We start from the raw sequence: 24,413 nt of genomic DNA, 5'->3' as shown, positions 1-24,413 counted from the left end.
TTCCTCTATGCACGCAGTTGTTCGCTGGTATTACTTGGCGCGGTATCTTTATCTCAAACGCATCCCTTTAATTCCCCAGATTATTTATAAACTTAGCCGAATTATTTTTGCCTGTGATCTTAAATATACCGCTGATGTTGGTAAAAATGTTGGCTTCTTTCACAATGGCTTAGGTGTTGTAATTCATCGTGATGCACAAATAGGGGATAACTGTTTGATCTATCAAAATGTCACAATAGGTGGCAATGGTAAAACAGGCAGCGAAAACGGTGTGCCAACTATAGGTAAAGGGGTATTTATCGGCGCTGGTGCTGTAATACTTGGCCCCGTGACGATTGGCGATGGCGCTAAAATTGGCGCTAACTCGGTTGTGCTTTCGGACGTGGAGTCAAACACTACGGTGGTAGGAATACCTGCGCGACGAGTTGTGAGCGCATGATTAGAGTGTTGCATTTATTCGCCAACCTTAACTTAGGTGGCGCCGAGAGTCGTATGATGGATATATATCGTACGCAAGAAGGCACAGGGGTTGTCAACGAGTTTGTGATTATGACGGATGAAGTCTGTTACTTTAGCGACGAAATTTTAACCTCTGGAGGCACAATTCATCACATTCCTAATCCTAGGCATGGCCTGCTGTCTAATTTGTTAGGCTTATATCGTCTACTAAAATGTGCGCCCCAATATGATGTGTTGCATGCCCATACTTCATACTACTCTGGTATAGCGGTTTTCATTGCGTGGTTAGCAGGTCTAAAAGTACGCGTTGTTCATGCGCGCAATAAAAGTACTAACGAAATTAGCTTCAAAACTAAAGTCATGTTTGCTCTTGGACGCACCTTAGCAAATATTTGTGCGACCCATAAGTTTGCGATTTCAAACGATGCAGGGCGCTTCTTATTCGGTCATAAAAGCCAGTATGATTGTCTTCCCAATGCTTTTAACTTTGAGCAAGTTCAACATCGAACAAACTTTAGCGACTCAGATAAGCGTCGCCTTGGACTGCCCACTGATACTTTGAACCTAGTTTGTGTCGCTCGATTTTCCCCAGTTAAAAACCATCAGTTTTTAGTTGAATTACTGCAATTTATAACTGAGCGAAACCTTAAGATAGCTGGTAAAGCGGTACGTTTGCATTTGATCGGGGACGGAGAATTGCGTAATGAAATTGAACGCAAAGTATCAGCGAACGGGCTTCAAGGTAAAGTAAGGTTCTGGGGAAAGCGCAACGACATTGCAGATATTTTGGGCATGTTTGATGTTGCTTTGATGACCAGTTTTAACGAAGGGCTTGGTGTATTTGCTTTGGAGGCTCAGGCCGCAGGATTGCCCTGTGTATTGTCGACAGGCCTACCAGAAGAAGCTGATATTGGTCTAGGAATGTGCCAATTTATTGATTTGAAGAGGCCGTTAAGTGATTGGCAAGTTGCTATTGAGAAGGCGGCAAATATTCCCGTTTTACCCAAACACCGAATTGATAATCAGCTTAAGCAGCGTGGTTATACATTAGAACAAACCCGTTCTACTTTGATTAGTGCGTATAACGCTCATGGCTAGGCATCATGTATTACAGGTTATCCCCAGCTTAGCGTTAGGTGGCATTTCCTCTGTGGTCATGAACTGGTATAGAGCGCTAGATAGAAACCTTGTGCAGTTTGACTTTATTAGCTTTAATGACGGCCCGCTAGCGCAGGAAATTACTGCTTTAGGCGGCCGTGTTTTTATTCTTCCCACTTTTAGGCAGCAACCGCTCAATTATATGGCTGCATTTCGAAAAATACTAAATAATGGCACACGCTACCAAGCCATTCACGTGCACAACAGCTTTAAGAATGTGGTTATGTTATGGCAAGCAAAGCTCGCCAATGTACCAGTAAGAGTTTGCCATTCTCATACTGCAGGTTTGGAGGCAAGATGGCTACGACCCTTATTTGGGGTGATTAAGCAGCTAACGAGAGCAGCTAGCAATCAATATGTTGCTTGTGGTCAAGAAGCAGGAAGCTTCTTATTTGGTCAACGTCGTTTTGAACAATTAAACAATGCTATCGATGTAAAAAAATATAACCTGCCCAATTTATCAGATAATAGTCGAAAAGCACTTTACGAGAAATATCAGCTACCTAAGCACAAACATTTGGTTTTACATGTCGGCCGATTTTCCAAGGTAAAAAACCATCAGTTTTTGCTAGCCTTGGCGCAAGATAAGAATTTATATAACGATATTCATTTTGTTTGCGTAGGTGATGGCCCGTTAAAAACAGAAGTCGCGAAGCAAATTGAATCTGCTAACCTTAATCAGCGTTTTTCCCTGCTGGCGTCAAATAATGAGATTGCTAAACTTATGGCCATCGCTGACGCTTTTATTATGCCGTCAGTTTTTGAGGGTGTTTCAGTTGCCCTACTAGAAGCGCAAGCAAGTAATCTTCCGTGTTTAGTGTCAAACACTGTCGCAAAAGAAGTAGACATGGGAATGGGCAGTTTGAAATTTCTGTCATTGTCAGAGCCTAATCGCTGGACTGAACAATTAAATCTTATGACACCCAAAGCAGCAGATAGCAAGGCGCTGGCGTGTTTTTCACGTCATGGTTATTCCATTGATGAAGTCGTCGATAAGCTTATCGGTATTTATCAAATCCAATGAAGTTAACTTTGGGGTCAGTACAGAAATTTCCCGTCGAGCTTATGCTAATAGGCTTTATTTTTTTACTTTTGGCGATCACGCAACAAGCTGTTCTAATGTTAGGTGTAGTTGCTATTGGGGTTGCTGTTGCAGGCTTGTTGCCTTTCTCTCGCAGCATACAATTGATAATTTTCTTGATCCCATGTTTGGCACCGTTTTCGACAAATCCTTATTTGCCTGTATCTCTAGCCACTTTGATTTATTTAGCTGTGTTAGGGCGTTACCTGCTAACTGAAGGCGGAAGGAGCCAATACTACCTTCCTGGCATTATTGCTGCACTTGTACTGATTGGCTTTGAATTGCTGCATATCATCTACAATCCAGTGGTGTTCTCAAGCAAAACTATTCGTTGGCTATTACTATTTTTGTTGGTGGTCATGCTGATCTTTGACAAGAGAAAATATGCCAGTTTTGCGCAATTGCGGTTTGCATTTCTACTTGGCTTTGTATTTTCGACGTTATTTGGCCTGCTTAGTCAGGTATTTCATCCCGAAGTGGTATATAACACTAATGTTATACAACGCTTTTCTGGTGCTGCCGGCGACCCGAACAATTTCGGGTTATTTTGCTTGTTATTGGTATTTTTTTATTTACCCAGTCAGCCCAGAGAGCGGATTTCAATCTCCCAATTGGCGCTTTGCGCGGCATTATTAGGAGTTGGGGCAATAACTGTTTCTAGAAGTTTTTTCTTGGTCACGAGTTTTAGCTTGTTGCTTTACTTTGTTTTGTATTTTCGCACCGCTATCGGGGAAATGGTCTATCGGAGTGTTGTATTTTTTGCAGTGTTAGTGGTACTAGGCTTTGTGCTCTATTGGCATGGTGCTGCTACAGAACTGGCAATTTTCGAGCGTTTCTCTAGCGATAATGCCGCCGATCTGACTGGAGCTCGTAGTACTATTTTTGTGGAATACTTAACGCTATTTACGCAGTTAGATTTAAGTTTTCTGCTCTTTGGTGCAGGAATCAATGGTTACCTCGGTTACTATAACCATTTCTTTTTGAACAATAACGTGTTTACAGAGGTTGTTGGCCCCCACAATACTTATATAGAGTTGCTTGTCAGTTTTGGTCTGCTTGGCAGTTTTATCTTTCTTTATTTTTTTTATCTGTGCTTTAAAGCTGAAAAAATTAGAACATCGACTCAGCAAATTTATGCGATCAGTTTGTTACCGCTTATTGTCTTCAGTTTATATTGCTTGAGCTTACAGAACTTAGGTAAATATACCAGCTACTTGTTGTTACTAATGATCATCTTAAATACCTGCCGAGCCAAACATGAATGACGCTAAACAGCGCAGCCTAGGCGTGGCGTTAGGCTACTTATCTATCTCGCTAAGAAACATTCTCGGTTTATTGCTTATCCCTTTTATGATTCATCATTTGGGGGTCAGTGAATACGGGATCTACAGCCTAGTTTCTTCATTAGCACTTTATCTCGTAATACTTGAGCTTGGCTTATCAAATACAACTGTTCGATTCATTGCAAAGTATCGTGCTGAAAATGACGTACCAGCTCAACATCAGTTTTTGGGTAATGTGCTGTTTATCTATACGTTAATTGCGATGCTTGTCTTTGCGGTGGGCAGCTATATTTGGTGGCATTTACCCAACATGTTTGCTGAGAGCTTGACCTTAGAGGAAATAAGCCTACTCAAACAAAGCTATGCGCTATTGCTACTTAGTGTGATTGTGACTCTAATGAGTAACAGCTTTACCGGCATAATTACTGCGCACGAAAAGTTTGTCTTTGAGCAAAGCTCTCAAATTTCATTCTTTTTGCTCCGCTGCTCGCTGGTTGTTGGTGCATTATTGCTTGGTTACGGCGTGATCGAAATTGCGTTGATAGACCTTGTTATTAATGTTTGCCAAGCGGTGATGCGTATCTATTTCGTTTTCTGGAAACTTAAGTTCAAAGTTTCGTTCCAAGGCTTTAATTTTGCAGCTTTGAAAGAGGTAGCTGTTTTTAGTGGGTTTGTAGCACTTGCTGTGATTGTTAATCAAATAAACTGGCGTGTTGATAACCTTATTATTGGCTACATGCAAGGCAGCGAAGCGGTAGCTATTTTTAGCGTTGGTATTCAGCTTATTCTATGTTTTATTGCCTTTGCTAGTACGATTTCAAACGTATTCGCACCGAAAATAATCAGCATGGTGACAGCGAAAGCAACGATGACACAATTAACTGATGAGCTTATTAAAGTCGGTCGAATGCAGTTGATCGTTCTGGCGTTTGTACTCGGTATTTTTATTCTATTTGGACAGCAATTTATCCAACTATTTGTTGGTTCAGAGTTTCAATTAGCTTACTGGGTCGCATTACTTCCTATGATACCTTTCACCCTTGTACTAACGCTCAGCGCTAGTAATGCATTACTGCACGGAATGAATAAACATAAAACAAAAAGTCTTATTTTACTGGCTACTGCATGCCTAAATATCATGCTTTCCGTGTTCTTAGTCAATATTTATGGGCTGGTTGGCGCCGCAATTGGTACTGCAGCGACTTTACTTATCGGTGAAGTTTTATTAATTAGCCGCTACTTAGGTAGCCTAGGTATAGAGATTAAGCGTTTTTACTATGAAACTGCTGTTCTTATGTTGCCAGTACTAAGTATTGCCGTTGTAGGCTCTGCGTTCATCATACCTGAGCTTAGTGGCTGGTTTGGCTTAATCTGCCAGTGCCTTCTTTTTCTTATGGGTTATTTGGTTCTGATTTATTGGCTATTCATTGATAAACAAGAAAAGCAATGGATTAAAGGTATTTTGAACAATGTGTTTGCTAGGGCAGAAGTGAGAGGTGTTAAGTAAATGAAAGTAATGATTCTTGGCGCTTTCCCTGATTCCATTATTAAATTTCGCGGTGTCTTAATTGAGCAATTAGTGCTTCAAGGGCATGATGTTGTGGTATCAACAGCATATGCCACTAGCGATATTATTGAACAGATAGAGGCTATCGGAGCTCGTTTTGTTGGTTATAAGGTTGAGCGTAATGGCCTAAATCCCTTAGCGGATCTCTCGACACTCTGGCAATTGTTAAAACTGTTTCGTGCTGAGCAGCCTGACAAGATCCTCGCATATACTATCAAGCCAATTATTTGGGGAGGCATTGCGGCCAAGCTAATTGCCAGAACTCAGTTCTATGCGATGATAACTGGCTTAGGTTATGCGTTTGAAAAAGGCTCGTTTAAAAGGCGACTAATACGAGGCTTGGTTAAATGTTTGTATCGTTTTAGCTTATGTTCTGCGAGCAAAGTGATTTTCCAGAATAACGAAAACAAGCTGATATTTATTGATGAAAAGTTAGTAAATATTGAAAAAACTGGCCGAGTTCATGGTTCAGGCGTATCGCTTACCGACTATGCTCAACAACCGTTGCCTGAAAAGCCTATAACTTTTCTTTTGATCGCCCGATTATTGGGTGACAAAGGCATCAGAGAATACGCCCAAGCTGCGCAACAAGTTAAAGCTAAATATCCTGAAGTAAATTTTCAGCTTGTAGGTCCTTTTGACCCCTCACCTGACGGGCTTAAATCCGATGATGTTAGACAATGGCGAGAGTACATTGATTATTTGGGTGAACAAAAGGATGTGCGCCCATTTATCGAACAATGTCATATTTATACACTGCCTTCTTATCATGAAGGTTTGCCCAGAACTGTGCTGGAAGCAATGGCCATCGGCCGCCCCATTTTAACAACCGATGTTCCAGGGTGTCGCGATACTGTAATTAACGGCGAGAATGGCAAGTTAGTGGCAAGCAAAAATGTGGATGCGCTTGCCAACGCTATGCTTTGGTTTATTGAAAACAGCGATGAATGGCCTGTGATGGCTCAAAAGAGTCGAGAATTTGTCGAAACTTACTTCGATGTTAATCGAGTGAATCAACAGTTATTTTCTTTGATGGAACTCAATGTTAAGTGCGACAATGCAAGCGATAATACGGCGCAGTCTGCTGACATCATAGTCGAATAGTGAACGCGCGATACCCCTTAATATTTTTACAATCAAAAATCGAATATTGATCATAAACAACAAACATAAAGTTATTGATGATATTTATTCGCATTTGCATTTATCTTTGTGCTAGTATGCTTTACAAAATTTACATAACTTTACGCATGAGCATTTAATAACCTATAACTTATGGGGATGCGCTCAATACTAACAACAAGGTTAATCTCGAAAATGAAAAAGTCTCTAATTACTACAGCTATTTTAGCGTCGTTAACTTTATCTGCCTGTGGTGGCAGCAGCGGTGGTTCTGACGATACAGGTCCCGTAACGCCTACGCCAACACCAAACACAGCACCAACAGATATTGCTATTGATAACAATACGGTTGATGAAAACGCAGCGGGTGCAGTAGTAGGTAAGCTTTCAGCAACAGATGCTGAAGGTGGTGCAATGACATTTACTGTTGATAGCGATGTGTTCGCAATTGATGGTGATGAGCTTAAACTTGCTGACGGTGTTGCAGCAAACTACGAGCAAGCAATGTCAATGGCGGTTAACGTAACCGTATCAGATGCTGATGGTGCTACTTTTTCAAAAGAGTTAACAATTAATGTTAATGATTTACTCGACACATATAAGTTCAACAGTAAGTTTGTTGATGGTGAATCAAGTGTGTCTTACACCGGTCAAACAGCTCGCCATGCTTTGATTGCAGAATTTAATCATTACATCTCAAATACACTGAAAGACGAGTTAGATGATGGCACGTTAACCAGCCGTCAAGACGTGATGGACGTATTAAATAAGTTCTTCCGCACAACAGAGCTTCAATACGATAACTTCCCAATCACTTTCACCAATGCAAAAGAAAAATTCTTAACCGACATTTCAGGTAGCCACAAAAACCTTGTAGGTAAACTGGCTGGTAATGATGAAAAAGGCCAGCATAAGTTATGGAACGATGGTGACTTTGAAGGTTGGGGCGCGAAAGGCTCGACAACACCTGAAGGCCTAGTTGATATTTTCTTTGGTCAGTTAGCTGATAACGCTGAAGCACATATCAACGGTACTATTCGTCAAGCCGCAACTGGTGAAGATATTACTGATATCTATTTAAACACCAACGGTACTGACCTGAAGCAACTTATTCAAAAGTTTTTATTAGTGGGTATTACTTACTCTCAAGCGACAGACGATTACTTAGGTAACGAAGTTGTTGATGCAGCAGGTAACGACATTGATGGTAGCAAAGGTTTATTAACCGATAACGTATCAGCTGTATCTGGTAAGTCATACTCAACGCTTGAGCATCAATTTGATGAAGGCTTTGGTTACTTCGGTGCAACCGTTGATTACCTTGAATACTCAGACAACGAAATTTCAGGCAAAATTGATGCTGATGCTGGTGACCGTGAAGAATACAATGGTAAGCATGACACAGATGGTGACGGTGAAATTAGTTTAAAATCTGAGTTCTTATTCGGCCAATCAGTTAATGCTGGTAAGCGTGATCGCGCAACAGCGGGCAACACGAACCCAACAGATTTCACTAAACAAGCCATGGAAGCATTCCTTGCGGGTCGTGAAATTATTAATGCTAACTCAGGTATGGCTTTAACAGATGAGCAAATGGCGGAACTATTAACGCATCGTGACGCAGCTGTTGATGCTTGGGAACGTGCAATTGTGGCGACCGTTGTTCACTACATTAACGATACACGCGCTGACTTAGATAAATTAGGCACAGCTGATTTCAATTACACTGACTTAGCGAAGCACTGGTCAGAAATGAAAGGTTTTGCATTGGGTATTCAATTCAACCCTTACTCAAAAATTTCTGACGCTGATTTCACTCGATTACACGAATTAATGCAGGATGCACCAGTATTAGACGCAGCAAATGTAGAAGCATACAAAGCGGACTTGTTAGCAGCTCGTGATATTATTCAAGCAGCAATGAGTTTCGATGCAGAAAACGTGGCGAACTGGTAATAAACCAAAAACAAATATAACTAAAACAATTAGTTAAAAATATAAAGCTTGGCTGATCTTCAGCCAGGCTTTTTGTCGTTTAATAACAACATAAAAAGCTTAGGAGATTTAATGTCTCAGTCGAAAACTGTTAAGTCATCAAAGGCGATTAAAAAGCTTAGTGCAATAACACTAGCGATAGTGAGTAGTGCGTTACTAAGTGCTTGTGGTGAAGATACAAGTGCCGAGGCCGGCCCTGATTTTGGTGGTAGCACACAGCCACCGACACAAACTGAATTCAATGAGCAAGCATTGATCGCTAATCTTGCAGATAATGTGATTACGCCAACGTTCCAGCAGTTCCAACAAGATGCTCAAGCACAGGCTATCCTTGTTGATGCTTACTGTCAGGCTGAAACGGCGTTAGAGCAGTTAAGTGTCAGTGAGCAAGCGGTTGCCGATGCACGTTTAGCTGCTCAAAATGGCTGGAGTACAGCAATGGCAACATGGCAACAAGCGGAATTAATGCAGCTTGGTCCATTGCTTGAGAATGACAGCTTATTGAAAAATAACATCTACTCTTGGCCTATTGTGAACTCCTGTGCCGTTGATTTTGATGTCGTGTTTTTCGCCGAAGGCACGGTCAATGGCCGTCCATACGATATTACTCAGCGCACACCGTCACGCAAAGGTTTGGCCGCGTTAGAATACTTGCTATTTAATAATGAGCTGGCTGATAGTTGCCCAACAGGATCACCTGAAAACTGGAACAATCAAACCGAAACTTATCGTAAAATTGCGCGTTGTAGTTTTGCGGTTGAAGTAGCGAACGATATTGTCAACTCGAGTGGTGAACTACTGAGTTTATGGACGGGTGACAATGGCTATGCGCAGCAACTTAAAACCGCTGGCACCTCAACAAGTAACATCGCTAGCGAACACGATGCGGTTAATCGCATCAGTGACGCTATGTTCTATCTCGACACTGTAACAAAAGATGGCAAGTTGGCGACACCACTGGGTTTATTCGCGAATAGTTGTGGTTCACAAGCATGTCCAGAGGATGTTGAATCAAGCTTTGCTAGCCAATCAATTCAGCATGTGATGAACAACTTACGTGGCTTTGAGCAATTATTAACGGGTAAAGACGGCATTGGCTTTACAGATTACCTTATCGATGTTGGCGATCAAGCAACGGCAGACACCATCACGGCAGATGTACAAGCTGCGATTGCCGATGTTGAAGCTTACCAAATGAGCTTAGCGCAAACGTTGGCGGATAACGAAGCACAAGTGACTGAAAGTCACGCGCGTGTGAAAGCCGTTACCGATACGCTAAAAGCTGATTTTATTAATAGTTTAGCGCTTGAGTTACCGCAAACTTCAGCAGGGGATAACGATTAATCATGGCTGTTTTGACAAATAACAATAAAACAATCAACCGCACTACGCTTGCTTTAGCGGTTGCGACAGCGCTTTCGTCTGTTGCTATGCCAGCTTTTGCTGATGAAAACCCAGATGATGACAAGCCTGCTGAATATTACGAACGCATTCAAATATTAGGCAATGACAACCGCTTACGTACTGAACCAGGTTCAACTACGGTAATTGGCGAAGCTGAGCTCGAGAAGTTCAAGTTTAACGATATTAACCGTGTGCTTTACAGCGTACCAGGTGTCAATATTCGTGAAGAAGACGGCTTTGGCTTGCGTCCCAATATTGGTTTTCGTGGTGCAACCCCTGAGCGTAGCCAGAAAATTACCGTGATGGAAGACGGTATTCTGATTGGCCCAGCACCTTATTCAGCGCCAGCAGCTTACTATTTCCCGATGATGAGTAAAATCACTTCGGTTGAAGTATCAAAAGGCCCTGCGGCTACCAAGTATGGCCCCAATACTGTGGCGGGTGCCATTAACTTAGTGACTCGCCAAGTCCCACAAGCCAAAGAGGGTTCGATTGATTTAGCGGCAGGTAGTGATGGTTTTGGTCGTGCCAAAGCTTATTTTGGTAGCACTAATGGCGACTTTGGTTATGTGGTTGAAGGAGTGCACTTGCGCTCTGATGGCTTTAAAGAATTAGATGGCGGTGGTGATACTGGTTTTGAGAAAAACGATATCATGGCGAAGTTTAACTACGACCTTTCTGGCGGTGGTTACAGCCAAATTGTTGAGTTGAAACTTGCTTATGCTGATGAAGAGTCTAATGAAACCTACTTAGGTTTAACGGACGCAGATTTCGCTGAAAACCCGAATCGTCGCTACGCTGCTGACCAACTGGCATTGATGGACTGGGAACATAAACAGTTTATGTTTACCCACTTTATTGGCAACGATACCTTTGATGTCACCACACGTATTTACCACAACGATTTTGATCGCTCTTGGTTTAAGCTTAATAGCTTCAAAGGCGGCTTGGTTAATCGCGATCTGCAAGAGATTTTGGCGAATCCTGAAGATGAAGTGAATGCGCGTTTTTATCGCATTTTGACCGGTGAACAAGACTCAGTACAAGAGTTTGAAAAACTGTTAGTCGGTGATAACTACCGCGAATTCTACTCGCAAGGTATTCAATCAGAGCTTTACTACAATGTTGAGCTAGCGGGTCTTAAGCATCAAGTTAACGCGGGTTTCCGCTTTCACAAAGACCAAATTCGCCGTCGCCATACTGAAGATGCATTCTTTATGCGCTCGGGCAACTTAGTGTCTGATGGCTCGCCGCAAGTTGCGACAACCAGTAACCGTGAAACAAGCGAAGCATTAGCGGTATTCTTGAAAGATACGATTTACGTAAATGACTTTGAATTTACCTTAGGTATTCGCGGTGAGTTTATTGATTCTGAATATCAGAATGAAGCACCGGGCAGTGAAGGCGACTACCTGAATAAAGATTCAAGAATCTGGTTACCAAGTGCGAGCGTATTCTACAAATACTCTGACGAACTAGGCTTTTTCGCTGGTGTACACGAAGGCTTTGTACCGACTCGCCCACAAGAAAGCCCAGAAGTTGATATTGAAAACAGTGTTAACTATGAAGTTGGTACCCGCTATCACAACGGTAATTCTCAGTTAGAAGCAGTTGTCTTTTTCAACGACTTCGACAGCTTGAAAGAAAGCTGCTCATTCTCAGCGGCATCTGCCTGTGGTGGTAACTTAGATGCCGAGTTTAACAGTGGTGAAGCCAGTGTACTGGGGCTAGAATTAGCGGCCTCGCACACTTTTGCAACGGATTGGGGTATTGATGTACCAACTTCAATTACCTACACCTACATAGACGGTGAGTTTGATACGAGCTTTGTTTCTGACTTCCCGATGTGGGGCGCTGTTGAAGAAGGCGACGCATTGCCTTACCTGCCTGAAAACCAGCTTTCTGTCAGCTTAGGTTTAGCTAGCAACGACTGGGAAGTTAGTTTAGTGGCGCGTTACATTGATGAAATGCTAGAAGCTTCTGGTGATGGCGTGGTGCTATCAGGTGTAACAACAGAGTCATTGACTGTGGTTGATATGTCGGCGAGCTACGACTTTGGTGACTATGGTAGTGTCTACCTAAAACTAGACAATGTGTTTGATAAACAAGAAATTGTTAGTCGTCGCCCGTTTGGTGCACGCCCAACGAAACCGCAACAAGCGATTGTTGGTTATCAATACAGCTTCTAAGTTGTTATCAAGCTTTTGATCATGCTTTTTATAAAGTGTTGATTAATTGAGCTTTAAAGATGCGCTACTAGTCGACTTTTTAACTGAATAGTAGCGCTAGAACACTCAGCTTCTAGCATGACGCTAGAGGCTACATTTTTAGCGATTAGCCATTGGCCAATTTTTATTACGGCCAATGTGCGTATTGATACTGGCGAGAGTATAGTGATAACAAGGAGCAGCGCCAGTATTGGAATTGAGAAATGTTAGATTTTTTTCTAAGCAATTTTAAAGAATTATCCCTATATGTGTTTGACGCGAACAAACGCATTTATTGGGGCTATGTCCTTTCTTCTATCGCGCTAGCTGCTTTTGTTTTTTGGCGTGTTGGCAAACAGCGTCAAACCTCGCCTCTAGCCGAATCACATTTCAATGCAGAGCAACTTGCTGGAAAATCTGCGCTTAGACGCTTTTGGCATTTCCTTTTCCCTGCATCCATCTACTTTAGCCAATCAGCTAAAAACGATTATGCGCTGTTTGTCCTCAATAAGTTGCTAAAGGCGGCGTTATTTCCATTGGTGATGGTCACTATGGTGCCCATTGCGCTTGGCATTTCGTCAGCGCTGGAAAATGTGTTTGGGGTGATTGAACATATTCAGTTGTCTGCCGCTGCGACCATGATGGTATTTACTGTTTTGCTGTTTATTGTTGATGACTTTACCCGTTTTTTATTGCATTACATGTTGCATAAAATTCCGTTTATGTGGGAATTTCACAAGGTGCATCACTCGGCAAAAGTGCTGACACCCTTTACCATCTATCGCTCGCATCCGGTGGAAAGCTATTTGTATGCGTGTCGCATGGCTTTAACACAAGGCATAGTGGTTGGTTTGTGTTATTTCTTATTTGGCCCAACGCTGAAAATGATTGATATTGTTGGCGCTAATTTATTTGTCTTTGCCTTTAATATTATGGGCTCGAACTTACGCCATAGTCATATTTGGTTAAGTTGGGGAGATAAAGTAGAAAACTGGTTTATCTCACCTGCTCAACACCAAATCCACCACAGCGACAGCCCTAAGCTATTTGATGTGAATTTAGGCTCAGCTTTAGCTATTTGGGATCGCTTGTTTGGCACTTTGGTACGAGCATCAAGTGTAAAAACCTTGAGTATTGGTATTGGTGACGAATATGCAGAGCATCAAACGCTGCGCGGAATTTATTTGCAACCTTTCGCAAAATCTTGGCAAGTGCTGGCTCGATCATTGAGTTCTGCCGCGTCCAAGCCCAAGTCCAAGCTCAAGTCCAAAGTTGGTAACCAAGCAGAGCATTAGCTCAATTATTTGGCTTGCCCTCAAAGTTTTAATAATCGCCCAATCCTTCCTACACTTAATTGTTGATAGTTTTCTAAAACCAACGAAAAGATCAACAATTAGGGGAAGGTTATGACGACACAAAGCAGTGAGCAGGGTAGCGAAGTCAGTGCTGTGATTGATGAAACAGCACAAGCGATGAATATCGATGTTAATCAGGTTGAGCACTATATGCAGCTGATTGGCGAAATGGGGATTACCTTTGGTACTAAGCTAGTACTGGCGATAATTGTTTGGATTATCGGTTCTTGGATCATTGGCCGTATTGTCAAATTACTTGATGTCGCGATGACTAAAAAGCAGGTGGAAGTAACCCTGCATCAATTCCTTGTCAGTATTTTCAATATTACCTTCAAAGCTGTGTTGGTGATTATTTTCGCCTCTATGATTGGTGTAGAAACGGCGTCGCTTATTGCTATGCTGGGTGCCGCGGGGTTAGCGATAGGGTTGGCATTGCAAGGTAGTTTGGCAAATTTTGCGGGCGGTATTCTAATTCTTTTCTTCCGTCCATTTAAGGCAGGCGACGTGATTGATGCCCAAGGCTATGTTGGTCATGTTGTCGAAATTCAAATCTTTAACACTATATTGCGTACCCTAGATAATCAGCGGGTGATTATTCCTAACGGCCTGTTGTCTAACGGTTGTGTGAAAAACGTTTTTGTCGAAGAGACACGCCGTGTCGATATGACCTTTGGCATTAGCTACGACGATGATGTTAGAAAAGCCAAGGCAGTTTTACAGGAAGTAATGGATAAAGACCCTCGTGTCCTTAAAGACCCTGTGGTTGATATTTTTGTTTCTGCCCATGCTGACAGTTCAGTGAACTTTTTAGTGCGCCCATGGGTGAAGTCAGATGATTACTGGCCAGTGTTTTTTGACAGTCACGAGGCAATAAAAATAGCCTTTGATGAAGCGGGTATTACAATTCCATACCCACAACGAGATGTGCATCTTATTCCAGCATCGGAATAAGCCATTTCGGTCTGTCTCAACGGCCATTGGTTAGCGTTCATTAGCCAAAGCCAACAGCAGCACTCTCGAAGCAAGTTACCCTGTTGTTAACTGTAAACATCGGGGTAGCTTGTTTATAGGCAATATCACGAACATTAATTATGTATGTGGTTGAATAATAATTGTTAACCCCTATGTAATTGATAGGACTTATCAAATCTGCAGCAAGGCTTGTGCAATATACCCGCTCAAAATTATTCACCCTCGGCATGAAAGACTGTGCTCCGCTGATTTTGGCGGCGATCCCGTTTGGCATTATTTATGGGGCACTTGGCCAAAGCACTGAGCTTACTGCTTGGGCTGTGGTAGCCATGTCAGTATTTGTTTTTGCTGGCTCGTCACAGTTTATCGCCGTGGGGTTACTAGCTGGCGGTGCTGCTTGGCCGGTGATCGTGCTAACAACCTTTTTTGTTAATTTTCGCCATCTGTTGTATTCCGCAAATTTACTGCCACATGTAAAACCTTATTCTCAAGCTATTCGCGCTCCTATGGCATTCCTGCTAACGGATGAGAGCTTTGCGGTAGCCAGTAATTACTTAACTGACCACGGTAAACAAGCCAACTTTCATTGGTATTATTTTGGCGCTGCGCTGTTTATGTATATTAATTGGCAAGTATGTACCTTGGTGGGTTTGTTTATCGGTCAAAGTATTCCAGACATGGCGAATTGGGGCTTAGATATGGCTATGGTAGTTGCCTTTATTGGTATCGTGGTGCCCTGTTTACACGATCGTGCAACGCTAGCATGTGCCTTAACCGCTGGCGTTTTGTCGTTAATCACTTATGACTGGCCACATAAAACAGGACTATTGTTCTCTGCGATAGTAGCTATTTTGGTGGCGATGTATTTAGAAGCTAAAAAGGATGGAACGCAACCTGACGAACAATCAGATGCTGACTTCAGTGAAGGAGCAAGCGAATGAACGAAGTCTTACTGATTTTTGGTATGTTTGTTGTTACTTTTGGTATTCGTTACGTGCTGTTTGCGGTCGCAGACAACATTGAATTCCCCGACAAGCTTAAGCGGGCACTTAACTATGTTCCCATTGCGGTGTTAACAGCGATTATTTTTCCTGCTGTTTTTATGCCGAAAGGGGAATTCTACGCCAGCATTGAAAACCCCTACATCGTTGGCGCAATCGTTGCTGTTGCTATCAGCTTTTGGCGCAAAAATATGCTGCTTACCGTGGTTGCCGGGCTAGCCGCCTTTGTAGCATGGAAGTGGTTGATTGTTGGTTAAGGCCCCAGATAATTGCTTAAAGGCCCAGATTATCGTTTAAGTTCAGGGGCTATCCGCTAAAATACCTTACTTAACACTAGTGAATACTAATAGTCACTAATCATAGTTACTATTAATAATCATAAATAAATAGATTCAAAATGAACGAATTAGAGCAAGCTTGGCAGAATTTTGCACCAAGCTGTGAACGCAACAAAGCCGTTATCTGGCAAACGATAGAGCCGTATTTGGCTGACAAACAATCATTACTCGAAATTGGTAGCTTGAGTGGTCAGCATGCCTGTTATTTTAGCGGACAATTGCCTCAGCTTAGCTGGCAGTGCAGCGATATTGCACCTAACCTTCCACCACTAACGGCCAACATCAAAGCTCACGGTAGTGCGCACATGCTTTCACCAATTGAGTTAGATGTTGCCAATGCTTTGCATTGGCCTAAAACACCATTCGACGTTATCTATACGGCAAATACGTTACACATTATGAGCTGGCAGCACGTGATTGAATGTTTCGCGAATATGTCGGTATCGGCCAAGTCTGGCACTTTATTTATTGCCTACGGGCCATTCAACTTTAGTGGCAATTACTCCAGTGAAAGTAACGCCGAATTCGACATTTGGTTAAAAGAAAGGGATTCGCAAAGTGCTATTCGCGATTTTGAAGCCGTTGATGATCTTGCCAAACAGGCGGGTATGGAACTAGTGGCAAATATTGATATGCCCGCGAATAACCAACTCCTGGTTTGGCAGTTCAACACATAAATCAGATAATACTTGCGCATTGGCGAGGTGGGGGTAGCTATTGAGTGACGATGGCTGTGAATAATACCGCCTATTCATAACAAAAGTCATAACAAATTAGCACATCCAATGTTGGATTTTATTCGTTATACTTACACCCGCTTACTTTAATCTTAGGTATTGTTTTCTATGGCTTTTCGTTCGCTTAAAATTTCCATCACTTGCTCAGCATTATTATTTGCAAGCAATGGCTATGCACAATCTAAAATGAGTGAAGAGCACAAAGCGTGGTTAATGAAAGAATTTGCCCCTAAGCACCAAGCGATAATTCCTAAGGTTGCTGTTGCTGATATGTTTTTTGGTTGTAACCTTGAACGCAAAATTGATCCTGTTCCCTACCAATTGGGCCAGATAATCGAGCAGATGGACAAGGGCTTACTAGCGGAAAAGCTCAGCACCTGTTTACAGGGGGAAAATGCACAATCTGACACTGCTCTTAATTTCGGCTTAGTTGGCTGCTTTCACGATCAATTTGCAAAACTAAGTGATGCTGATCGCGAAAAACGAATGGCACTTGTTGAAAATGCGATTAGTCGATTATCGCGAGAGCAACGACAAAAAAGTTTTACTAAATGTGTCACGGAGCAGGCAATTAAATATATAAAGTAGTGTTAGCTATTGATACGACATTAGTTAATAGCTAATTTATAAGGCAATTTTCTACCCATATGTATTTTCTTAGTTATTTGTTTAATAACAACATTATTTCTAAACGAAAGGCATAAATAGGGTCGTGTAACATCCAAAAAGGACTTTTATTATGGTGTTTTTACGCACTGTTGTTGTGTATCTGGTTATTTTCTTTTCGTTGCAATCTTATGCTCAAGCATCAGCAATTGAGGCGCTTGGTAAGCTGCCACTGATTGAAGCATTACAAATCTCCCCTGACGGTAAAAGCATTGCATATCTTCGAGATGTAGACGGGCGCTATGGAGTTGTTAGCCAGTCTTTGGTGAAGGGAAAACCTTCTTTTTTTGGTGTAGAAAAGGCTCAAATCCGCAGTTTTACATGGGTGAGTAATCACCATTTACTCGTAAATATGACAATTCCTCATTACTCGGATGCCGACCATGAAAAATTTACATTACATCGTGTAGGTATACTCAATACCATGACCAACAAAATGGACTTCGCCTTCAAGAGTATGCAGTTCCGTTTCAACATTGGTGCGCCTGAGCTGATTAGTAAATTACCTCAAGAGCCTGACTTCATTTTACTGTCAAATTATCACGGTGATAAACGCACCGTTTACAAAGTAAAATTATCTGACGGCAGTCGAGAAGAGTATTTTTCAAAGAAAAATGCGGAAGATTGGCTAGGCGATAAGAATGGCAATATTTTGGGCTACCAACACTACATCGGCAAAAAAGATGGTTGGCTCAACATGTATCGAGCGAATCCTGAAGCTGATTTTGAAGTGCTCAAATACAAAGATGGTGAAGAAGAGAAGCATTTCAAAAAAATAATATATGCAGCCAGCAAAAGTGGGAAGTATGTTTATTATTTGCAGCGAAATAAGAGTACCTTGCTTGAGTTAATGAAAGCTAAAGTTGAAAGCGGATTCATTAGCGGTGAATCGACACTGGTTGGTTATGAAGGGTTAGATGTTAGTAATATTCTGTTTGATTATAATACAAATCGAATGGTAGGAATTAGTCACGTCAATCATGTTAAAGAGTTTGAATATTTCGACCAAACGTTAGCTCAAGTGCAACTTGACCTGTCGGCTACATTCACTGGAGCAGAAGTTGAATTAACCTCCTATGATGCTAGTAAACAGCGCTTTATTGCTCGAGTCTCTGGGCCTGAAAATCCTAATGAATATTATTTATACGATACCCAGAGCGTTTCACTCTCATTGGTTGGACAAGGGTATTCGATTAAAGATAAGTCGCAACTTGCTAAAGTTGAGCCGTTTGCGTTCACTACTTCCGATAAGGTTAAAGTTCATGGTTATTTAACTAAGCCGAATAAAGCTAGTGGTAAATTGCCATTAATCGTGTTGCCCCATGGTGGGCCAGAAAGTCGAGACTCAATGGCGTTTGACTGGATGCGACAGTTTTTCGCGCAACAAGGTTTTGCTGTGTACCAGCCAAATTTTAGAGGCTCCAGTGGCTACGGTAAAAAGTTTGTGAAATTAGCCTATGGTGAATGGGGCAAGAAAATGCAAACGGATGTTGACGAGGGAGTACAGCAGTTAATCGATCAATCTATTGTTGATAAAGACCGCATTTGCGTTGTCGGTGCGAGTTATGGTGGTTATGTTGCGCTGTATAGTGCAACAATGCGCTATGATTTGTATAAGTGCGCAGTTTCTTTTGCTGGTATCAGTAACTTAAGTGATATTTACTACCATGAAAAAGAGCAAAAATCTTCACCTAAATATTGGAAGAAATTCATTGGTATTGGAGCTGGAGAATATGAAAAATTACACACCTACTCCCCTTATCATCAAGTATCTTCAAAGACACTCCCCATTTTGTTTATCCATGGAGTTAACGATACGGTAGTCCCTGCCTTTCAGTCCGAAAAGATGTACAAAAAGCTCGATAAAATGGGTGACAAAGAGAGTCGCTTTATTAAGTTAGAAGGTGAAGACCACTGGCTGTCAAATAGTGAATCAAGGACGATTTTTCTGAAGGAGTCCCTTGCCTTTATTCAACAACATATCTAACTCACTTCGTTAAGCTTATTGCAGGAGTCTCGATTCGAGTCACTGCAATAAGTTCAGAGCATCTGGTTTTACAAGGTTTAATTAGCTAGTTTTCAGTTGAGTGTTGAAGGCATCTTTTGGTCTAGCTTCTCTGATAACTCAATATAGTTTTCTGGCATATAAAATGTTTCGCATTGATTCCATTTGGATATATGTAAATAGTTTACATATATCCAAAGCTTAATACTTTGTAACATTCTTGGTTTTTATTCGCAAAATTTATCACTTATAGTGAAGTTATTACGACAGCTATTGAGGCCAAAACTATGGGACAGGAAACTCAAAAAATACTGGTAGTTGATGACGATATGCGTTTACGCGCGCTGCTAGAACGCTATTTGGTTGAACAAGGGTTTGTAGTGCGTTCAGCCGCAAACTCTGAGCAAATGGATCGCCTGCTTGAGCGTGAGAATTTCCATTTACTAGTGTTGGATTTAATGCTGCCAGGTGAAGATGGATTATCTATCTGTCGTCGTTTACGCCAAAATGGGAATAACATCCCAATTGTGATGCTAACGGCAAAAGGCGACGAAGTTGATCGCATTATAGGATTAGAGCTGGGGGCAGACGATTATATGCCAAAGCCGTTTAACCCTCGCGAATTGTTAGCACGTATTAAAGCGGTTTTACGTCGAAAAATTCAAGAAGCGCCAGGTGCTCCTTCATTGGAAGAAAATGTCATTTCGTTCGGTGAATATACGTTAAATCTGGCAACGCGAGAAATGGTCAAAGGCGACATTAATATGCCGCTGACCAGTGGTGAATTTGCGGTATTAAAAGCGCTAGTTACCCATCCGCGAGAGCCGCTTTCTCGTGATAAATTAATGAATTTGGCACGGGGTCGAGACTATTCAGCGTTAGAGCGTAGTATTGATGTGCAAGTGAGTCGCCTGCGTCGCATGTTAGAGGAAGATCCAGCCAAACCTCGCTATATACAAACGGTTTGGGGCTTAGGCTACGTATTCGTGCCAGACGGACAAGAAGCTGCTTAGGCTTCTTTTGCACTCCAGTTTTCGCCTTGCTTTAACAACTAGTTGATACTCTCTATATGAAAATATTGCCGCGCAGTGCTTTTGGGCAAACGGTTTTACTTATTGGCTTTTTGTTGTTGATTAACCAAGTGGTGTCGTATGTATCGATAACGCTCTACATTATTCAACCCAATTTTCAACAAGTGAATGAATTACTTGCCAAGCAAATTCGCGTGGTATTTATTGATATTAAAGACTCTGAGCTCAGCCCGGCCATGGCAGAGGCCTTTCAGCGAGAGACTGGCATCGGTGTGTATCGAGAAAAAGATGCGATGCGCCTTGGTCTTGCTGATGCGGTGTACTTAGAATTTCGTTCCGCGCAAATGTCAGAATTACTTGATGGCCCTGCAGAAGTTCGTATCACACAAGGCGATGAATATTTATTTTGGATTCGCCCCCCACAAGCCCCCAGTTTATGGGTAAAAATTCCCTTTACTGGTTTAGAGCAATCTAATTTTGTGCCTTTATTCTTTTTCCTTGTCATTTTAGGGGTGTTATCGGTTGCTGCTGGTTGGTTGTTTGTACGTAACTTGAATAGACCACTGCGTGCGCTGCAACACGCCGCTGAAGACGTCGGCCGAGGTGATTTTCCTGAGCCTTTGGAAGAAGAAGGTACCACTGAAATAATGGCGGTGACTCAGGCATTTAACCATATGTCGAAGGGGATAAAGCAGTTAGAAGACGATCGTAACTTACTGATGGCGGGGATTTCACACGACTTACGCACACCGCTAACACGTATTCGTTTGAGTGCGGAAATGATGTCGGAGCAGGACGACTATCTAAAAGACGGCATCGAAGGCGATATTGATGATATGAACGCCATTATCGATCAATTCATTGATTACATTCGTCACGATAGCAAAGATAAAGCGGAACTCACCGATCTGAATGTTTTAGTGGATGACGTGGTTCATGCTGAAACACCTAGTGATCGACAAGTAACCTTTATGGCAGGTGAAGTGCCGCAACTACCACTTCGTTATGTTGCAATAAAACGGGCGGTGGCCAATTTAATTCAAAATGCGATTCGCTATACTCACGGCAATATTCAAGTGTGCACAGGCGTTGAAGGCAAGCATTACGCCCATATCAGTGTCTGTGATGAAGGGGCTGGTATTCCTGAGGCTGATATGGAGCGCTTATTTCAGCCATTTACTCAAGGCGACAAAGCACGCGGTACCGAAGGCAGTGGTCTTGGTTTAGCGATTATTAAACGGATTGTTGATACTCATGGCGGCAAGGTGCAGTTAATTAATCGCGATACCGGTGGCTTACAGGCGAAACTCTTGCTCCCTCTTAGTCATAAATCAAAATAGAAAAGGAATCTGACCGCGAAATAGCCCAATAGCGCAGCCATTATGTAGGAATTAGGATTTAAGAACTCTGATGCTTTAGCGGCTAGCTATGACGAAAAACTACCTTTTCAATTTGCTGCTCAAGCAACTTATGCGCAAACGAATTGCCATTGAGCTTGGCCTGTTGGCGCTTATTCAACAAACGGCGGACTAGTGCTTTTCGGCTTGCTAAATTGAGTTGCGACATCTTGATTGATGTTGGCGAAAATCGCTGAGCTGTTTCTGATTTTATCTGGCTAATACGCTTATCGACATCTAAAAAGCGCGTGGTTAAGCGATGCGGACGGGTTTGTTTTTTCAATTTTAGGTAATGGGGTAAGCCACTGATAAGTTGCTCGTCGCTCCAAGTTTTTACCGCGACATTATTTCGTTTGGTTAGCCATGCACAAAGTAAAAGAAATAAGGTGAACTTTATTAGCAATATGTAGAGCATATTTACTCCTTTAAATTATGCTGTGAACAAATAAACCTTAGTCGATAATTCGCGATAATGGCAAACAGGTAAGAGGTGTATTTACTTAACCTCAGCTCTGGATAACTAATGTGCTTCTAGCGGCTATTTCTACTGCTACCTGCGTTAAATTTACTTGCAATAGGCCAGCTATTGACGTGCAAATTTGCCTTGATATCAGCAAAAATTTCTCGCCAGAAGATAATGATGAGCATAACTATCTGAATTAATTTGTTATTCACTATTTCTTATCCAAACCTGAGGTTACTTAAAGTATCTGGCTGTAATTTACAGTTTTCGATTTGCGACTTGCCTGTTGCAGTTTTCTATCTAGCAGGCGAATGATGCTAAAGGTGAAAGTTCAAAATGCTCAGTTGCTCAACAATAAAAAAGGCCGCTAATGTTAGCGGCCTTTCTGTTTCTTGCTATGTGGTTTTTGCAATAAGGTACTGGCTATAGCTGAGGACCAGAAGCTACTAGCGATTGACCGTGTTCAGTATCAGTGAACTTGTCAAAGTTGTTAACAAAACGACCCGCTAAGTCTTTTGCTTTTGCTTCCCAATCAGCTGCATCAGCATAAGTGTTGCGTGGGTCTAAAATGTTGCTATCACAGTCGTGCAATGCTGTTGGTACGCTTAAGTTGAACAGTGGTAGCTCAACCATTTCCGCATCTTCAATTGAGCCGTCAAGAATGGCATCAATAATCGCACGAGTATCTTTAATTGAAATACGTTTACCTGTGCCATTCCAACCTGTGTTAACAAGGTAAGCTTCTGCGCCTACCGCTTCCATACGCTTGCGCAAAACGTCAGCGTATTGCGTTGGGTGTAAGCTTAAGAACGCCGCACCAAAACAGCTTGAGAAAGTTGGTGTTGGCTCAGTAATACCGCGCTCAGTACCTGCTAACTTCGCCGTGAAACCAGACAGGAAGTAGTATTCTGTTTGCTCTGGCGTTAATTTCGCAACTGGTGGTAGTACACCAAACGCATCAGCCGTTAAGAAAATAACTTTCTTGGCATGGCCGGCACGAGACACTGGTTTAACAATGTTATCAATGTGATGGATTGGATAAGAAACACGCGTGTTCTCAGTTTTTGAGTTATCGTCGTAATCAATTTTACCGTTTTCATCTACCGTTACGTTTTCAAGTAATGCGTCACGGCGAATTGCATTGTAAATGTCTGGTTCGTTTTCTTTGCTTAGGTTAATGGTTTTTGCGTAGCAACCACCTTCAAAGTTAAATACGCCGTTGTCATCCCAACCGTGCTCATCGTCACCGATTAGTTCGCGCTTAGGATCAGTTGAAAGTGTTGTTTTACCTGTACCTGATAGGCCGAAGAATACCGCAACGTCACCATCTTTGCCGACGTTTGCACTACAGTGCATTGAGGCAATGCCTTTCAGTGGTAATAGGTAGTTCATCATTGAGAACATACCTTTTTTCATTTCGCCGCCGTACCAAGTACCGCCAATTAACTGCATTTTCTCAGTTAAGTTAAAGGCAACGAAATTTTCTGAATTTAATCCTTGTTCTTGCCAGTTAGGGTTAGTGGTTTTAGCGCCATTCATTACCACAAAATCTGGCTCGTAATCGGCAAGTTGTTCATCAGTTGGGCGGATAAACATGTTTTTCACAAAGTGTGCTTGCCACGCGACTTCGGTAATGAAACGTACTTTTAAACGCGTGTCTTCGTTGGCACCACAGAAAGTATCCACAACAAATAAGCGCTTGCCAGATAATTGCGTGGTCACTAAGCCTTTTAGTGAGTTCCACGTTTCAGTAGTCATCGGCTTGTTGTCATTCTTACCTTGGTCAGCCCACCACACGGTATCGCGTGTAGTATCGTCGCGCACAATGTACTTATCTTTTGGTGAGCGGCCAGTGAAAATACCCGTATCTACCGCTACGGCACCTGACTCAGTGACAACGCCTTTGTCATAACCTGAGAGCTCTGCTTTTGTTTCTTCTTCAAATAAAAACTCATAAGAAGGATTGTAAACAATCTCCGCAACATCAGTGATACCGTATTGAGATAGATCAATCTTGTCTTGCAAAGCAGCCATGGCTTTATTTCTCCAGTGTAAAGCAATTAGGTTATGGGGTTGCTCAGAGTCGCTCTGAGGCCATCGATAATAGGTGATAGTCGGCTAAAAAAAAAGGAAAAAATTATTGTGAATGAAAGTTTTCATCTTTTATTACAT

Annotated in this window: 20 protein-coding genes; 18 read left to right on the top strand and 2 right to left on the bottom strand. The window is 42.0% G+C overall.

Annotated features, from left to right (window positions below):
• Nucleotides 1-7 precede the first annotated feature (7 nt).
• The 18 genes from DXX92_RS17595 (at nt 8) to envZ (ending at nt 21,721) form a co-directional block, all read left to right on the top strand.
• Nucleotides 8-439, top strand: a complete 432-nt coding sequence (locus DXX92_RS17595; protein WP_116001974.1) for a serine O-acetyltransferase — start codon at nt 8-10, stop codon at nt 437-439.
• Entirely contained in the window at nt 436-1,557 is a 1,122-nt protein-coding gene (locus DXX92_RS17590; protein WP_116001973.1) for a glycosyltransferase, read from the top strand. The genes DXX92_RS17595 and DXX92_RS17590 overlap by 4 nt, the downstream gene beginning before the upstream one ends.
• Nucleotides 1,550-2,641 carry a glycosyltransferase gene (locus DXX92_RS17585; RefSeq protein WP_116001972.1) on the top strand — a complete coding sequence of 364 codons (1,092 nt, stop codon included), beginning with the start codon at nt 1,550-1,552 and terminating at the stop codon, nt 2,639-2,641. The genes DXX92_RS17590 and DXX92_RS17585 overlap by 8 nt, the downstream gene beginning before the upstream one ends.
• A complete protein-coding gene (locus DXX92_RS17580; RefSeq protein WP_116001971.1) occupies nt 2,638-3,963 on the top strand; it encodes an O-antigen ligase family protein in 1,326 nt (441 codons plus the stop codon). Before DXX92_RS17585 ends, DXX92_RS17580 begins: the two co-directional genes overlap by 4 nt.
• Nucleotides 3,956-5,488 (top strand): oligosaccharide flippase family protein, encoded by a 1,533-nt coding sequence (locus DXX92_RS17575; RefSeq protein ID WP_116001970.1) that lies wholly within the window; start codon nt 3,956-3,958, stop codon nt 5,486-5,488. The genes DXX92_RS17580 and DXX92_RS17575 overlap by 8 nt, the downstream gene beginning before the upstream one ends.
• On the top strand, nt 5,489-6,652 hold the full coding sequence (locus DXX92_RS17570; protein ID WP_116001969.1) for a glycosyltransferase family 4 protein: 1,164 nt from the start codon (nt 5,489-5,491) through the stop codon (nt 6,650-6,652).
• A 213-nt stretch (nt 6,653-6,865) separates the two neighbouring features.
• On the top strand, nt 6,866-8,626 hold the full coding sequence (locus tag DXX92_RS17565) for a DUF4856 domain-containing protein (protein WP_245961521.1): 1,761 nt from the start codon (nt 6,866-6,868) through the stop codon (nt 8,624-8,626).
• 111 nt (nt 8,627-8,737) lie between these two features.
• Nucleotides 8,738-10,009 carry an imelysin family protein gene (locus DXX92_RS17560; RefSeq protein WP_116001968.1) on the top strand — a complete coding sequence of 424 codons (1,272 nt, stop codon included), beginning with the start codon at nt 8,738-8,740 and terminating at the stop codon, nt 10,007-10,009.
• A gap of 2 nt (nt 10,010-10,011) precedes the next feature.
• Nucleotides 10,012-12,258 (top strand): TonB-dependent receptor family protein, encoded by a 2,247-nt coding sequence (locus DXX92_RS17555; RefSeq protein ID WP_116001967.1) that lies wholly within the window; start codon nt 10,012-10,014, stop codon nt 12,256-12,258.
• Between the two features lie 242 nt (nt 12,259-12,500).
• Nucleotides 12,501-13,571: a sterol desaturase family protein gene (locus DXX92_RS17550; protein WP_116001966.1), complete on the top strand. Its 1,071-nt coding sequence runs from the start codon at nt 12,501-12,503 to the stop codon at nt 13,569-13,571.
• A 177-nt stretch (nt 13,572-13,748) separates the two neighbouring features.
• Nucleotides 13,749-14,582, top strand: a complete 834-nt coding sequence (locus DXX92_RS17545) for a mechanosensitive ion channel family protein (RefSeq protein ID WP_116002504.1) — start codon at nt 13,749-13,751, stop codon at nt 14,580-14,582.
• Between the two features lie 212 nt (nt 14,583-14,794).
• Nucleotides 14,795-15,544, top strand: a complete 750-nt coding sequence (locus tag DXX92_RS17540; protein ID WP_220347671.1) for an AzlC family ABC transporter permease — start codon at nt 14,795-14,797, stop codon at nt 15,542-15,544.
• Entirely contained in the window at nt 15,541-15,861 is a 321-nt protein-coding gene (locus tag DXX92_RS17535; RefSeq protein ID WP_116001965.1) for an AzlD domain-containing protein, read from the top strand. The genes DXX92_RS17540 and DXX92_RS17535 overlap by 4 nt, the downstream gene beginning before the upstream one ends.
• A 140-nt stretch (nt 15,862-16,001) precedes the next feature.
• Nucleotides 16,002-16,619 carry a DUF938 domain-containing protein gene (locus DXX92_RS17530; RefSeq protein ID WP_116001964.1) on the top strand — a complete coding sequence of 206 codons (618 nt, stop codon included), beginning with the start codon at nt 16,002-16,004 and terminating at the stop codon, nt 16,617-16,619.
• Between the two features lie 168 nt (nt 16,620-16,787).
• The gene (locus DXX92_RS17525) at nt 16,788-17,267 is read left to right on the top strand and encodes a hypothetical protein (protein ID WP_116001963.1); all 480 of its coding nucleotides are present in this window, start codon (nt 16,788-16,790) and stop codon (nt 17,265-17,267) included.
• Between the two features lie 151 nt (nt 17,268-17,418).
• Entirely contained in the window at nt 17,419-19,332 is a 1,914-nt protein-coding gene (locus DXX92_RS17520) for an alpha/beta hydrolase family protein (protein WP_116001962.1), read from the top strand.
• A 305-nt stretch (nt 19,333-19,637) separates the two neighbouring features.
• Nucleotides 19,638-20,363: a two-component system response regulator OmpR gene (gene ompR / locus DXX92_RS17515; protein ID WP_116001961.1), complete on the top strand. Its 726-nt coding sequence runs from the start codon at nt 19,638-19,640 to the stop codon at nt 20,361-20,363.
• A 56-nt stretch (nt 20,364-20,419) separates the two neighbouring features.
• Nucleotides 20,420-21,721, top strand: coding sequence for a two-component system sensor histidine kinase EnvZ (envZ, locus tag DXX92_RS17510; RefSeq protein ID WP_116001960.1), 1,302 nt, complete (start codon nt 20,420-20,422; stop codon nt 21,719-21,721).
• Between the two features lie 82 nt (nt 21,722-21,803).
• Here the strand turns inward: envZ and DXX92_RS17505 are convergent, their stop codons facing one another.
• Both DXX92_RS17505 and pckA read right to left on the bottom strand, forming a co-directional pair.
• Complete coding sequence (locus tag DXX92_RS17505) at nt 21,804-22,193, bottom strand: hypothetical protein (RefSeq protein ID WP_116001959.1); 390 nt, start codon at nt 22,191-22,193, stop codon at nt 21,804-21,806.
• Between the two features lie 471 nt (nt 22,194-22,664).
• Entirely contained in the window at nt 22,665-24,275 is a 1,611-nt protein-coding gene (pckA, locus tag DXX92_RS17500; RefSeq protein ID WP_116001958.1) for a phosphoenolpyruvate carboxykinase (ATP), read from the bottom strand.
• Nucleotides 24,276-24,413: the final 138 nt, after the last annotated feature.

This window comes from Thalassotalea euphylliae, assembly GCF_003390395.1.
GTDB lineage: Bacteria > Pseudomonadota > Gammaproteobacteria > Enterobacterales > Alteromonadaceae > Thalassotalea_F > Thalassotalea_F euphylliae_C.
Note: the sequence above shows the minus strand (reverse complement) of the source record. Positions and strands in the feature narration are given on the sequence as shown.

What these genes read in the sequence shown, in the direction of transcription:
- DXX92_RS17595 (WP_116001974.1), top strand. Translation starts at nt 8, where the DNA reads ATGCACGCAGTTGTTCGCTGGTATTACTTGGCGCGGTATCTTTATCTC.
- DXX92_RS17590 (WP_116001973.1), top strand. Translation starts at nt 436, where the DNA reads ATGATTAGAGTGTTGCATTTATTCGCCAACCTTAACTTAGGTGGCGCC.
- DXX92_RS17585 (WP_116001972.1), top strand. Translation starts at nt 1,550, where the DNA reads ATGGCTAGGCATCATGTATTACAGGTTATCCCCAGCTTAGCGTTAGGT.
- DXX92_RS17580 (WP_116001971.1), top strand. Translation starts at nt 2,638, where the DNA reads ATGAAGTTAACTTTGGGGTCAGTACAGAAATTTCCCGTCGAGCTTATG.
- DXX92_RS17575 (WP_116001970.1), top strand. Translation starts at nt 3,956, where the DNA reads ATGAATGACGCTAAACAGCGCAGCCTAGGCGTGGCGTTAGGCTACTTA.
- DXX92_RS17570 (WP_116001969.1), top strand. Translation starts at nt 5,489, where the DNA reads ATGAAAGTAATGATTCTTGGCGCTTTCCCTGATTCCATTATTAAATTT.
- DXX92_RS17565 (WP_245961521.1), top strand. Translation starts at nt 6,866, where the DNA reads ATGAAAAAGTCTCTAATTACTACAGCTATTTTAGCGTCGTTAACTTTA.
- DXX92_RS17560 (WP_116001968.1), top strand. Translation starts at nt 8,738, where the DNA reads ATGTCTCAGTCGAAAACTGTTAAGTCATCAAAGGCGATTAAAAAGCTT.
- DXX92_RS17555 (WP_116001967.1), top strand. Translation starts at nt 10,012, where the DNA reads ATGGCTGTTTTGACAAATAACAATAAAACAATCAACCGCACTACGCTT.
- DXX92_RS17550 (WP_116001966.1), top strand. Translation starts at nt 12,501, where the DNA reads ATGTTAGATTTTTTTCTAAGCAATTTTAAAGAATTATCCCTATATGTG.
- DXX92_RS17545 (WP_116002504.1), top strand. Translation starts at nt 13,749, where the DNA reads ATGAATATCGATGTTAATCAGGTTGAGCACTATATGCAGCTGATTGGC.
- DXX92_RS17535 (WP_116001965.1), top strand. Translation starts at nt 15,541, where the DNA reads ATGAACGAAGTCTTACTGATTTTTGGTATGTTTGTTGTTACTTTTGGT.
- DXX92_RS17530 (WP_116001964.1), top strand. Translation starts at nt 16,002, where the DNA reads ATGAACGAATTAGAGCAAGCTTGGCAGAATTTTGCACCAAGCTGTGAA.
- DXX92_RS17525 (WP_116001963.1), top strand. Translation starts at nt 16,788, where the DNA reads ATGGCTTTTCGTTCGCTTAAAATTTCCATCACTTGCTCAGCATTATTA.
- DXX92_RS17520 (WP_116001962.1), top strand. Translation starts at nt 17,419, where the DNA reads ATGGTGTTTTTACGCACTGTTGTTGTGTATCTGGTTATTTTCTTTTCG.
- ompR (WP_116001961.1), top strand. Translation starts at nt 19,638, where the DNA reads ATGGGACAGGAAACTCAAAAAATACTGGTAGTTGATGACGATATGCGT.
- envZ (WP_116001960.1), top strand. Translation starts at nt 20,420, where the DNA reads ATGAAAATATTGCCGCGCAGTGCTTTTGGGCAAACGGTTTTACTTATT.
- DXX92_RS17505 (WP_116001959.1), bottom strand. Translation starts at nt 22,193, where the DNA reads ATGCTCTACATATTGCTAATAAAGTTCACCTTATTTCTTTTACTTTGT.
- pckA (WP_116001958.1), bottom strand. Translation starts at nt 24,275, where the DNA reads ATGGCTGCTTTGCAAGACAAGATTGATCTATCTCAATACGGTATCACT.